The organism is Citreicella sp. C3M06, from assembly GCF_018860705.1.
Classification (GTDB): Bacteria; Pseudomonadota; Alphaproteobacteria; order Rhodobacterales; family Rhodobacteraceae; genus Salipiger.
In genome coordinates this window covers 162,494-175,186 of the sequence record NZ_JAHKQA010000078.1, presented here as the reverse complement: position 1 = coordinate 175,186, position 12,693 = coordinate 162,494, and the positions used below count along the sequence as shown (strand labels likewise).

Genomic DNA, 12,693 nt, shown 5'->3' with positions numbered 1-12,693 from the left:
TTGCCCTCTGTCAGCCGGTCAACCTCAGCGTCGCTCGGCGGCTGCACCTTGGCGATCACATCGGCCTGCTCATACAGCGCCTCAGCACTGTCGAGCACCGTCACCCCCGCATCGCTGTAAGCGGCGTCGGAAAAGCCCGCCGCAACGCCCGCGCCGCTTTCAACCAGACACTCATGCCCCAGCTTGTGCAACGCACGCGCCGACTCCGGCGTCAGCGCCACCCGGTTCTCACCAGGCACTAGCTCCTTCGGCGTCCCTATCTTCACGTTCCTCATCTCCCTCTGTTTCTGAGGCGTCTTTGCCGTCTCAGGCCAATCAGGCCGTCGGCACAAGTGCTACAGGCGCGGCCAGCCGGCCGCAACGTCATCGCGCCGTCTAATGGAATCCGGACGGAATATCAAAGCCATCTTCGCGTTTGCTGCAAATAGCGCTCATATCGAGCAACAAACTTGCGTCGCAAAAACATCTCTTCCTTCTCGATAAACCTCTTTTCGATAACCCAGACAAAAATCGGAACCAATGCAAGCGACGGGACCGCATCCCAGTAAAGCACCAGCCCCGTAAGGATCAGGCTGTCGGCAAGATAGATCGGATTGCGCGACCGACTGAAGATCCCGCTGGTCACAAGCTGCGTCGCTTCGCCATGCGGCATAATCGTGGTGCGGTTGCGCCGCATTTCGGTAATCGCCAGCGCCATCACCAGCAGCCCCGCGCCCAGCATGACGCCGCCCAGCAGATCCGCCCAGACCGGGCCAAAGCTCAATCCCAGCGGATGGTGACGCGCCTGCCACCAAGCGAGCAAAAGGAAAGCGGCCAACCACAGCGGCGGAATATCGATCCATTTTCTCGGCATTGCCCGCCCCTGATGGTTTCGCAGATCGCAGGTTCCCTCAGTTCCGCGCCTGCCGCAAGCCCCGCAAATCGGCAGCGCGTCTCGGGCCGGGATGGCGGCGCAGATCGCGCAGATTGTGGCCGTTGCGCCCCCGCGCGGACGAGGCGGCTTGCCGATCCCGCGAATCCGGGTCAGGTTGCCAGAACGCCACGCCCGGAGGACCCATTGACCGATTTCGCCTGGACTCGCGACCAGTTCCACATTCCGTTGGGGCTGATCTATCTTGATGGCAATTCGCTGGGGCCGATGCCCAAGGCGACGCCGGCCAGGCTGGAACGGATGATGACCGAGGAATGGGGCGAGCGGCTGATCACCGGCTGGAACGCCTGCGGCTGGATGCAGATGCCGCGCCGCCTTGGCGACCGGCTTGGCCGCCTGATCGGCGCCGAGGAAGGTCATGTCGTGGTGGGCGACACCCTGTCGATCAAGGTGTTTCAGGCGCTGTCGGCGGCGCTTCAGGTGGTGCCGGAACGGCGGGTGATCCTGTCGGACCGGGGCAATTTCCCGTCGGATCTGTATATGGCCGAAGGGCTGATCCACATGCTTGGCGACCGGCACGAACTGCGCCTCGTCGCCCCGCACGAGCTTGAGGATGCGATCACCGAAGAGGTCGGCGTGCTGCTGGTGACAGAGGTCGATTACCGCACCGGGCGACGGCACGATCTCAAGGCGCTGACGCGCAAGGCGCATGATATGGGCGCGATGGTGATCTGGGATCTGGCGCATTCCGTCGGCGCGCTGCCGGTGCATGTCGCCGCCGGCGGCGCCGATTTCGCCGTTGGCTGCACCTATAAATACATCAACGCCGGCCCCGGTGCGCCTGCCTTTATCTATGTATCGCCCGAACATGTCGATCATGTCGAACCGGCGCTGTGCGGCTGGCTTGGCCATGACAAGCCGTTTTCTTTCGAACCGGGCTACCGCCCTGCCGAAGGCATCGAGCGGATGCGCGTCGGCACCCCGCCGGTGCTGCAGATGGCGGCGCTCGACGCGGCGCTCGACGTCTGGGACAAGGTCGACATGGGGCGTCTGCGCAAGCGCTCGCTGGAACTGACCGGGCTGATGATCGAAGAGATCGAAATGAATTGCCCCGGCCTGAAACTCGCCACGCCGCGCGAAAACGAGGCGCGTGGCTCTCAGGTCTCGTTCCGCTCGGAACATGGCTATGCGATCATGCAGGCGCTGATCGACCTTGGCGTCATCGGCGATTTCCGCGCCCCCGACATTCTGCGCTTTGGCATCACACCGCTGTATATCGGCGAGACCGAAATCAAGGAAGCCGTCGAGGTTCTGGCCCGCATCCTGCGCGGCGCGCTGTGGGATCACCCGAAATACCACAGGCGCAAACCCGTGACCTGAACCCGCGCGCGGCGGTCACGGGCAGCGTTTCCATACCGGTAAGACCGTATAAGCCGGTCCTGCCTCGCCTAGGCGGAAATTCTCTGCGGCGCGCAACGGCGCAAGGCGAAATCGCGCACGGCGCTGCCAAAGGCCTCGAACAGCGGGCGCGACACCGGATCATTGGCCGCGTCCCATTCGGGATGCCACTGCACCGACAGGGTGAACCCCTGCGCGCCCCTGACGCGAAGCGCCTCGGGGGTGCCATCGGGCGCGTAACCTTCGATTTCGATCTGCGCACCGGGGGTCTTGATCCCCTGCCCGTGCAGCGTGTTGGTCATCACCTCGCTGGCGCCGAACAGCTGGTGAAAACAGCCGCCCTCGGCCAGCGACACCTTGTGGCGCAGCGCGAATTTCTCTTCGAGCGTCCCGTCGGGGGGCATCCGGTGATTCAACCGCCCCGGCAGATCGCGGATTTCGGGATAAAGCGAGCCACCCATGGCCACGTTCACCTCCTGAAAACCGCGGCAGATGCCCATGAAGGGCTGCCCACGCTCAACACAGGCCCGCACCAGCGGCAGCACGATGGCATCGCGGGCACGATCAAAGGTGCCATGCGCCTCGGTCGCCTGTTCGCCATATTCTTCGGGGTGCACGTTGGGGCGCCCGCCGGTCAGCAGGAACCCGTCGCAGATCTCCATCAGCTCGTCGACCGAGACAAACCGCGGATCGGGCGCGACAAGCAGCGGCAGGCAACCGGACACGCAAGACACGGCCTCGGTATTCATCTCGCCCCCCGCATGGGCGGGGTAGCTGTCGTTGATCATGTGGAAGTTGCCGATGATACCGACCACGGGGCGGGCCATGTGAACCTCTTCTTGCTGCTCCTGCATCGGAATATAATGCAGGAGCAGCATTTAAGAAAGGTTGCTCAGATCGCGGCAACCAGTCCGGCTGCCTCGACGCCCGCTTTTCCAGCAGCCGCGTCATTGTCAGAGCTATCGCCGGTCACGCCCAGCGCGCCAAGGGTCCGGCCCTTGGAATCCTTGATCAAAATGCCGCCCGGCACCGGAATCATCGCGCCTCCGAAAGCACCATTGGCGGCGGCAACGAAATAAGGCTGTGCCTCAGCGCGCGCCATCTGTGCGCTGCCGGGCATACCCAGCATCACCGCACCATACGCCTTGCCATGCGCGATGGCAAAGCGGCCCGGGCTTGCCCCGTCCTGACGTTCAAATGCGATAACGTGGCCGCCATTGTCCAGCACCACCACCGACAGCGGGTTCATCTCTGCTTCCCGGCCTGCTTCCAGTGTCTTGCGGATCATCTGCCGCGCACGGCTCAGTGAAATCGACGCCATGAGCGTTCTCCTTTTCGACGTTTCAGAATAAACTGCGGGGCTTATCCCGCCTTCAGCTCAAGCCGGCGACGGTGCAGCACCGGTTCGGTATAGCCCGACGGCTGCACATGCCCGTCAAAGACCAGATCGCAGGCCGCCTTGAACGCCACCCCGTCAAAGCCCGGCGCCATCGGCACATAGGCCGCGTCCCCGGCATTCTGGCGGTCGACCACCTCGGCCATCTTCTTCATCGCCGCCATGACCTCGTCTTCCGAGACCACGCCGTGATGCAGCCAGTTCGCCAGATGCTGCGAGGAAATCCGGCAGGTCGCCCGGTCTTCCATCAGCCCGACGTCGTGAATGTCGGGCACCTTGGAACAGCCCACGCCCTGATCGACCCAGCGCACCACATAGCCAAGGATGCCCTGTGCGTTGTTCTCGATCTCTTCGCGGATCTCGTCCTCGGACCAGTTGGCGCCCTGCGCCACCGGAATGGTCAGCAGATCGTCCAGCGTGCCGCGCGGCCCGCCTGCCGCAAGATCGGCCTGAACGGCGGCGACATCGACCATGTGGTAATGCAGCGCGTGCAGCGTGGCGGCGGTGGGCGACGGCACCCATGCGCAGGTTGCCCCGGCCTTGGGATGGCCGATCTTGGCCTTGAGCATGTCGGCCATCAGGTCCGGCATTGCCCACATGCCCTTGCCGATCTGCGCCTTGCCGCGCAGCCCGCAGGCCAGCCCGATATCGACGTTGCGATCCTCGTAGGATGCAATCCAGGCGGTGCCCTTCATGTCGCCCTTGCGCAGCATCGGCCCCGCTTCCATCGAGGTGTGCATCTCGTCGCCGGTGCGGTCGAGGAAGCCGGTGTTGATAAAGGCCACCCGGTGCTTCGCCGCCCGGATGCATTCCTTGAGATTGACGCTGGTGCGCCGTTCCTCATCCATGATGCCCAGCTTGACGGTGTATTGCGGCAGGCCCAGCGCCTCTTCGACAAAGCTGAAAATCTCGTCGGCAAAGGCCACCTCTTCGGGGCCGTGCATCTTGGGCTTGACCACATAGACCGAGCCCTTGACCGAATTGCCGCCCTCGCGCGCAAGATCATGCATGGCGATCAGCGTGGTGATCATCGCATCCATCAGCCCCTCGTAAATCTCGGAGCCGTCCTTGAGCAGGATCGCGGGGTTGGTCATCAGGTGGCCGACATTGCGCACCAGCATCAGCGAGCGGCCCTTGAGCGTCAGCTCCGAGCCATCGGGCGCGGTATAGCTGCGGTCCGCCGCCAGCGTGCGGGTGACGCTCTTGCCGCCCTTTTCGAAAGTATCGGCGAGATCGCCCTTCATCAGGCCCAGCCAGTTGGCATAGGCCTGCGTCTTGTCCTGCGCATCGACGCAGGCCACCGAATCCTCGCAATCCATGATGGCCGAGACGGCGGCTTCCATCAGCACATCGGCCAGCCCGGCGCTGTCGGTCTTGCCGATGAAATGGTCGCGGTCGATGACCAGCTCGACATGCAGGCCATTGTTGCGCAGCAGCACCGCGCTCGGCGCCGCTGCATCGCCGCGATAGCCAGCGAACTGCGCCGGATCGCGCAGCGGCTTGCCGCCGACCTGAAGCGCGCCGTCGACGATGCTGTAGCCATCCGCGCCAGCATGTTGACCGCCCTCGACCGGGAAGCTCTCGTCAAGGAACGCCTTGGCGCGCGCCACCACATCGCCAGCGCGGGACATGTCGAATCCGCCCTTCTGCGGCAGCGTGCCCAGCGCATCGGTGCCGTAAAGCGCATCGTAGAGCGAGCCCCAGCGCGCGTTCGCCGCGTTCAGCGCGTAGCGGGCATTGGTGATCGGCACCACCAGCTGCGGGCCGGGAACCGAGGCGAATTCGGGGTCGGTGTCCTGCGTGTCGATGGTGAAGTCGCCGCCTTCGGGCACGATGTAGCCGATTTTTTCCAGAAAGGCGCGGTAGGCTGCGGCATCATGCGGCTTGCCCTTGCGCTCCAGATGCCAGCCGTCAATCAGCCCCTGCATCTCGTCGCGCTTTTCGAGCAGCGCCCGGTTGCGCGGGCCAAGCACATGCGCCAGCTCGGACAGCTTCGCCCAGAAGGTCTGGGCGTCGATGCCGGTGCCGGGCAATGCCTGCGCTTCGATGAAATCCGCAAGGACCGTGTCGACGGACAGATCGCTACGAGGGGTGCGCGTGCTCATGTAAAGGTCTCCGAACGGGGTCAATTATGCTCAGGTCTAGGCAAGTTTCCGATCGGAAACAAGTGCGGTCACATTATCTGACCAATTGCTTGCAAATTCTCTGGCGCAGGCCAAGCGCCGCGATCAGCCCTCATCACGTTCAGCCTGCTGACGCGCCCAAAGCTGGGCATAGCGCCCCTGCCTCGCCAGAAGCGCCTCATGGGTGCCCTCTTCGACAACGAGACCTTTTTCCAGCACCACGATCCGGTCGGCATCGGCGATGGTCGACAGCCGATGCGCGATGGTGATCACGGTGCGGCCTTCCCCGGCGCGTTTCAGCGCGCCCTGAATCTCGGCCTCGGTTTCGGTGTCGAGCGCGCTTGTCGCCTCGTCGAGCAGCAGGATCGGCGGGTTCTTGAGCAGCGTGCGCGCAATGCCCACCCGCTGCTTTTCGCCGCCCGACAGCTTCAGCCCGCGCTCGCCAACGGCGGTGTCGTAGCCTTCGGGCAGGCTGGTGATGAACTCATGGATCTGCGCGGCGCGGGCGGCGGCGATGATCTCGGCTTCGGTGGCATCAGCGCGGCCATAGGCGATGTTGTAGCGGATGGTATCGTTGAACAGCACCGTGTCCTGCGGCACCACGCCAATCACCGAATGCAGGCTGTCTTGCGTGACATCGCGCAGATCCTGCCCGTCGATGCGGATCGCCCCGCCGCCAACATCATAGAATCGGAACAGCAGCCGCCCGATAGTCGATTTCCCCGACCCCGACGGCCCGACCAGCGCAACATTCTGCCCCGCGCCCACGGTCAGCGACACGCCCTGAAGGATCGGGCGCGCGGAATCATAACCAAAGCGGATGTTGTCGAATTCGACCACGCCGCCAGCGACGGCGATGGCCGGCGCGCCGGGCTTGTCGGTGACCTCTTGCGGCTGGTCGAGCAGATCGAACATCTGGCCCATGTCGACAAGGCTCTGCCGGATCTCGCGATAGACCGTGCCAAGAAAGTTCAGCGGCATGGTGATCTGGATCATGTAGGCATTCACCATGACGAAATCGCCCACGGTCAGGCTGCCGTTCTGCACGCCCAGCGCCGCCATCACCATGACGATGACAAGGCCGCAGGTGATCAGCAGGCTTTGCCCAAAGTTCAGAAACGCCAGCGATGTGGTTGTCTTGACCGCCGCCGCCTCATAACCCGCCATCGCGGCATCGTAGCGCTGCGCCTCGCGGCTTTCGGCGCCGAAATATTTCACCGTCTCGAAGTTGAGTAGGCTGTCGATGGCCTTTTGATTGGCGTCGGTGTCCTGCGCGTTCATGATGCGACGCAGGCGCACCCGCCATTCGGTCACCGCAAAGGTGAACCAGACATACAGCGCGATGGTGATCGCAACGACCGCAAGATACCAGACGTCGAACAGCCAGAACAGCACCGCACCGACCAGCAGCAGCTCGATGATCAGCGGGCCGACGCTGAACAGCATGAAGCGCAGCAGAAAGTCCACGCCCTTGACGCCGCGCTCGATGATGCGGCTCAGCCCGCCGGTCTTGCGGGTGATGTGATAGCGCATCGACAGGCGGTGGATATGGATAAAGGTCTCCAGCGCAAGGCGGCGCAAGGCGTGCTGACCGACGCGGGCAAACACGCCATCGCGCAATTGCTGAAAACCGACGGTGGTCAGCCGCGCAACCCCATAGGCGACGGTCAGCCCGACAGCGCCAAGCGCAAGGTCGGGCACCTCGCCCGACAGGCTGTCGACCGCGCGCTTGTACAGGATCGGCGTGCCGACGGAAATCAGCTTGGCCACCAGCAACAGCAGCAGCGCCATGACCACGCGCCGTTTCACCCAACCCTCGCCATTCGGCCACAGGTAGGGACCGACCCGCTGAATGGTGCGCCACGCAGAGCCACGTTCCTCGCGGGCGATCTCGGTATCGGTCTCGGGCGGCATGGCGGCTCCTTTCGCTGACCTCGGGCTTAACGCGGCGCAGGGCAGGATGCCAGAGACCCGGCGCGCGCGAAGGAAGGCGTGGCTGTGGACTGGCGCAGCGCGTCAGTCGGGCAGTTCGAACACCTGTCCGGGGTAGATCAGGTCAGGGTTGCGGATCTGCGCCTTGTTGGCCTCGAACAGCTTGATGTAGGCGACGCCGTCACCATAGCGATCGCGCGCCAGCGCCCAAAGCGTGTGGCCCGGCTGTACCGTCACCAAGCGGAGCGCCGCGCCGCTGTCCCCCGTTGCCGCCGTCAGGGTCTCTGCGCTTTCGCGCAGGAACGGGCTTTCGGCGCGGGCGGTCACGTCGCCGCCTGCCCCGATCTGATCGACCCGCAGCGTATAGGTGCCCGCAGTGATCGCCGGAAGGTCGGTCTGCCAGCGACCATCACCGGGGACCGTCGCAGTGCCGATGGCGCGGTTGTCGAGATAGATCCTCAGCTGCGCATCGGCAGAGCCGCGCCCCGACAGGGCAACCTCGCCCGTGGCGTCATAGGTGATCGCGTCGATGGCCACCGCGCCCGCGTCAATCGGCGGCCCGGGCGGCTGCATCAGCTCGACGCCCTCGCGCGTCGAGAGCAGCGCGACAGGGGCCGGAGCGGTGTCTGTCGCGTCGACCTCGGCGATGGCGTCGCCCTGCGGCTGCTCTGCACCGGCATCCGCCATTGGCGCGGCGGCATCCGGCATCGGCGCGGACGGCTCTTCGGGATCGCCCGGCGGCGTGGCCGACAGGATCACTTCGCCCTCCGAGGCGATTTCGCGCCCGTCGAGCGACATGCGAAGCGTCAGCACCCGCGCCGCATCGCTGGGCGGCAGATCGAGAAACTGGGCAAAGCGGCCCGCCCCATCCGCCTCGGCGCTGCCCAGCGCGACCCCGTCCAGCAGCACAAAGACCTGCGCGCCGGGCTCGGCGCTGCCCGCGATCAGCGTCGTGCCATCGGGGTCGGCGCGCACGAGATCGAATTGCGGCGGCTGTGCCTCAGCGACGACTTCCGAGGCGGGCGGCGGAGCGTCCGGCGCACCGCCGGTGGCGGGCGTCTCTGACACGGCGGCGACCTTGGCGGGCGTATCCGAAGGGGCCGAGCTCCGCTCTGCCGGAACGCGACGTTCCGTCAGGTTCATCACGGACATGGCCGCCGCAAGCGCGACGGCCCCAAGGATTCCCCATCCGAGAAGCTTGTTGTCCATGTATCCTTCCCGCATGCCGGGCAGACAGGCATGCCGCCCGCTTGAGTAGTCGTGACGATCTCGTTATCACCTGTGATCATCCCCTATTTACCGAGGCCGTGTCATGAGCCCCAAGTCGATCTGTGTCTATTGCGGCGCACGCAATGGCAAAAATGCAACGCATGCGCATAGCGCAGAGGCGTTGGGGGCCGCCATCGCCCGTGAAGGCTGGCGTTTGGTCTATGGCGCTGGCGACGTCGGGTTGATGGGGCTTGTGGCGCGCGCGGCACAGCAGGGCGGCGGCGACACCTTCGGCGTGATTCCCACCCATCTGCTCGCCCGCGAGGTTGGCAAGACAGATCTCACCCGGTTCGTGATCACCGAGACCATGCACGAGCGCAAGAAGGTGATGGTGATGAATGCCGACGCCATTGTGCTGCTGCCGGGCGGTGCCGGAAGCCTCGACGAGTTCTTCGAGGTGCTGACATGGCGGCAGCTGGGCCTGCATGACAAACCCATCGTGCTGCTCGACAGTGACGGCTTCTGGGGGCCGCTCAAGGCGCTGCTCTCGCACGTGGTCAACGAGGGCTTCGCCGAGGCCTCGCTGCTCGATTTCGTGCAAAGCGCCCCCAGCGCCGAGGACGCCATGGCGATCCTGCGCCGCGCCGTTGGCTGAGGCCGCGGCTCAGTTGGTGGCGCGCAAGGTGCTGCCGACCAGTTCCTTGCTGAACGGCACCGGCAAGGCGGTTTCGCCCAGCCGGGCACGGTAGACCGGCAGGCTTTCGGCAACGCGCATCACGTAATTGCGGGTCTCGTTGAAGGGGATGAGCTCGATCCAATCGACAACGTCGATCTCGCCGTTGCGCGGATCGCCATAGGCGTCCATCCAGCGGATCGGCCGCCCCGGACCGGCATTGTACCCCGCCGCCATCATCACGATATTGCCATCGAACCGCTTTGCAAGGCTGGCAAGATAGGTCGAGCCAAGCGTCGCGTTATAGGCCGGATCCGATGTCAGGCGATCCAGCGAATAATCGATGCCGAGCCAGCCCGACACGTCCTTGGCGGTGCCCGGCATCAGCTGCATCAAGCCGCGCGCGCCAGCATGGCTGACCACCACCGGGTCGAATTCCGATTCGCGCCGGGCAATGGCCAGCACCAACTCCTTGGGCACCGGAAACTGCGTCGCCACGATCTGCGGGTGCAGCGCATAATAGGGGCCGGGCAGTTCCATCCCGTAGCGGGCGGCGCGTTTGCCAAGCATCACCTGCACATGCGGCAGCTGCATCTCTTCGAGCATCCGCCCCATCTGACCGATCTGCTGTCGGTCGAGGCTTTCGGCGAGATGGGTCAGGAATCGCTCTCCGAGGGCCTTCTCGCCCGAGGCCAGCAGCAGAATCGCCGCCTTGTAGACGCTGCTTTCGGTGAAGGGCGCATCCTGCCACGGCGGAAAATCCTCATTGCCCGACAGCGCGGGATCAAGGGGCAGCCCCGCCTTTTCCGCCGACAGCAGACCGTAGAAAGACGTTTGCCAGCGGCCGCCCTCGGCATAGGCGGTCTGAGCGCCAGCGGAATCGCCCAGCGCCTCGAGCGCCCGGCCCCGCCAATACCCGGCCCGGCCCCGCGAGATCGGCGATTCAACCGCGTCGCCATGGCCGCGGAAATGGCTCAGCGCGGTTTTCGGATCATCGAGGCGGCGCAGTGCAATATAGCCAGCCAACCATTCCAGCGCGGCAAAATCCGACCCTTCGGACAGGCGATGCGTCGCGGCGACCCGATAGGCCAGCTTATCCTTGCCATCGAGCATCAGCGTATGGGCAAGATCGTCGCGGTTGCCCGCCCAGGCCCAGGGCTCGCCAAGGCTCTCGGCGCTTTCCGACCGCTCCAGCAACAGCGCGACGGCATCCTCGCTGCGCCCCTTGCGCACCCGCCACAGGAAGCGCTCATAGGCCAGCCCCGGATCGTTCCGAAGCGCCTCGGGAACCGCCTCGATCAGCCCGTCGACGCCGGGCGCCATATCGCGCAGGCCCATCCGCGCCTCGGCCAGTTTCTTCCAGCCGTCAGATACCAGCGGCAGCATGGCCCGCGCGTTCGACTCCCAGCCTTTCCACAGCGCCATATCCAGCCGCGCCTCATGGTGCGGCTTCAGCAGGTCGGACCAGTCTTCCACGAAGGCGCGGTGCTCGTCGGGCGACATCACGAGGGTGCGCCAGGCCAGAACCACCTCGGCCTCGGCGGCGCCGCGCTGGCCCTGCGCCATGTAGGATCGCGCCAGCGCCAGGGCCCCCGCGCCGCTTTGCGGGCGATAGCCGTCGAAGAATTTCGCGATCACATCCATGTCGCCGGATTCGGAAATGGCGATCTCGGATTTCTCGCGCAGGTAGGCCATGCCCGGCCAGTCGGGGTTGCGGGTGACGAAATCCATGATCTGTGTGGCATTGCCGCGACTGGCGCGCAGATAGTGCCACAGGATCACGTCAAGCGCCGCCTGCCCATCCCCGCGCGAATCGATCAGGGCCGCGGCCCAGTTGCCGCCGCGCATGTCATCCATCGCCTTGGCGAGCGGGCGATCCTGCTGCGCAGAGGCAGGGACGGCGGCGAGAAGAAAGAGGATCAGGGCCCAGGGGCGAGACATGAGCTTGCAATTTCCGTTTTGAAAAGGAATAGACGCGCGGCAGAGACTACCCTGCCTGCCCTGCCTGTCCAACTCACAACTCTGGCAGGACGGGACAGTTCACTGCAAGGAGACAACAGAAAATGGAGCGTGTCATGTTGAAAGGGTCTATGCCCGCCCTGATTACGCCGTTCAAGGACGGCGCAGTGGATTTCGACACGCTCAAACGCCTTGTCGAATGGCATGTCACGCAAGGCAGCCACGGGCTGGTTCCCGTCGGCACCACCGGCGAGAGCCCGACGCTGACCCATGCCGAGCATGAAGCCGTGATCCAATGCGTCGTCGACGCGGTGGCGGGCCGTATTCCGGTAATCGCTGGCGCCGGATCGAACAGCACGGTCGAGGCAATGCGCTTTGTGCAATTCGCCAAGCGCATCGGCGCCGACGCGGCGCTGGTGGTGACGCCGTATTACAACAAGCCGACGCAGGCGGGGATGATCGCGCATTTCACCGCGCTGCATGACTGCGCCGAGATCCCGCTGGTGATCTACAACATCCCCGGCCGCTCGGTGGTGGACATGAGCCCGGCGACCATGGGCACGCTTGCCAAGCTGCCGCGCATCGTCGGGGTCAAGGACGCGACAGGCGATCTGGCCCGGGTCAGCGCCCAGCGCATCACCTGTGGCCTCGATTTCCTGCAGATCTCGGGCGAGGATGCCACCGCGCACGGGTTCAACGCGCAGGGCGGAATCGGCTGCATTTCCGTGACCGCAAACGTGGCGCCGGCGCTTTGCGCGCAGGTGCAGGAAGCCACGCTTGCGGGCGATTTCGCCAAGGCGCTCGAGCTTCAGGACAAGCTGATGCCGCTGCATCAGGCGATCTTTGCCGAGCCGGGCGTGTCGGGGGCGAAATACGCCATGTCGAAGCTTGGCCTGTGCGAGAACGAAGTGCGCCTGCCGCTGTTGCCGGTGAGCGAGCCTGTCGCGGCGCGGCTGGATGCGGCGCTGCGCCACGCCGGGCTGCTGGACTGAGATCCAGCGTTGCAGGGGGGCGCTGCCCCCGCCTGCGGCTCCCCCGGGATATTTGACGCCAGAAGAAACCCGCAGGGGCCGGCTCGTCCGGCCCTTTTGCACTTGTGAGCGGTGCTGAGCGCCGTCACCCTGCCCCGGAC

At 65.1% G+C, this 12,693-nt stretch carries 10 protein-coding genes and 1 pseudogene; 3 read left to right on the top strand and 8 right to left on the bottom strand.

Annotated features, from left to right (window positions below):
- Positions 1 to 266: pseudogene (locus tag KO516_RS19225) on the bottom strand (NAD(P)(+) transhydrogenase (Re/Si-specific) subunit alpha); the annotation flags it as partial.
- Between the two features lie 131 nt (positions 267 to 397).
- Positions 398 to 853: an isoprenylcysteine carboxylmethyltransferase family protein gene (locus KO516_RS19220; RefSeq protein ID WP_216005412.1), complete on the bottom strand. Its 456-nt coding sequence runs from the start codon at positions 851 to 853 to the stop codon at positions 398 to 400.
- A gap of 204 nt (positions 854 to 1,057) precedes the next feature.
- On the opposite strand from KO516_RS19220, the gene kynU reads away from it, so the two are divergent.
- A complete protein-coding gene (gene kynU / locus KO516_RS19215; RefSeq protein WP_216005400.1) occupies positions 1,058 to 2,251 on the top strand; it encodes a kynureninase in 1,194 nt (397 codons plus the stop codon).
- A 68-nt stretch (positions 2,252 to 2,319) separates the two neighbouring features.
- On the opposite strand, the gene KO516_RS19210 is transcribed toward kynU, so the two are convergent.
- The 5 genes from KO516_RS19210 to KO516_RS19190 all read right to left on the bottom strand — a co-directional run bounded on the left by KO516_RS19210 (position 2,320) and on the right by KO516_RS19190 (position 8,929).
- A complete protein-coding gene (locus KO516_RS19210) occupies positions 2,320 to 3,096 on the bottom strand; it encodes a gamma-glutamyl-gamma-aminobutyrate hydrolase family protein (protein WP_216005399.1) in 777 nt (258 codons plus the stop codon).
- A gap of 65 nt (positions 3,097 to 3,161) precedes the next feature.
- Positions 3,162 to 3,590, bottom strand: a complete 429-nt coding sequence (locus tag KO516_RS19205; RefSeq protein ID WP_216005398.1) for a heme-binding protein — start codon at positions 3,588 to 3,590, stop codon at positions 3,162 to 3,164.
- 41 nt (positions 3,591 to 3,631) lie between these two features.
- On the bottom strand, positions 3,632 to 5,770 hold the full coding sequence (locus tag KO516_RS19200) for a malate synthase G (protein WP_216005397.1): 2,139 nt from the start codon (positions 5,768 to 5,770) through the stop codon (positions 3,632 to 3,634).
- A 123-nt stretch (positions 5,771 to 5,893) separates the two neighbouring features.
- The gene (locus KO516_RS19195; RefSeq protein ID WP_216005396.1) at positions 5,894 to 7,702 is read right to left on the bottom strand and encodes an ABC transporter ATP-binding protein/permease; all 1,809 of its coding nucleotides are present in this window, start codon (positions 7,700 to 7,702) and stop codon (positions 5,894 to 5,896) included.
- A gap of 102 nt (positions 7,703 to 7,804) precedes the next feature.
- Positions 7,805 to 8,929, bottom strand: coding sequence for a LysM peptidoglycan-binding domain-containing protein (locus tag KO516_RS19190; protein ID WP_216005395.1), 1,125 nt, complete (start codon positions 8,927 to 8,929; stop codon positions 7,805 to 7,807).
- A gap of 103 nt (positions 8,930 to 9,032) precedes the next feature.
- Here KO516_RS19190 and KO516_RS19185 point away from each other — a divergent pair, with 103 nt between their 5' ends.
- Entirely contained in the window at positions 9,033 to 9,584 is a 552-nt protein-coding gene (locus KO516_RS19185; RefSeq protein ID WP_216005394.1) for a TIGR00730 family Rossman fold protein, read from the top strand.
- Positions 9,585 to 9,593: 9 nt separating this feature from the next.
- Here the strand turns inward: KO516_RS19185 and KO516_RS19180 are convergent, their stop codons facing one another.
- Positions 9,594 to 11,543 (bottom strand): lytic transglycosylase domain-containing protein, encoded by a 1,950-nt coding sequence (locus tag KO516_RS19180; RefSeq protein ID WP_216005393.1) that lies wholly within the window; start codon positions 11,541 to 11,543, stop codon positions 9,594 to 9,596.
- A gap of 134 nt (positions 11,544 to 11,677) precedes the next feature.
- Here KO516_RS19180 and dapA point away from each other — a divergent pair, with 134 nt between their 5' ends.
- Positions 11,678 to 12,553, top strand: coding sequence for a 4-hydroxy-tetrahydrodipicolinate synthase (gene dapA / locus KO516_RS19175; protein ID WP_216005392.1), 876 nt, complete (start codon positions 11,678 to 11,680; stop codon positions 12,551 to 12,553).
- Positions 12,554 to 12,693 lie beyond the last annotated feature (140 nt).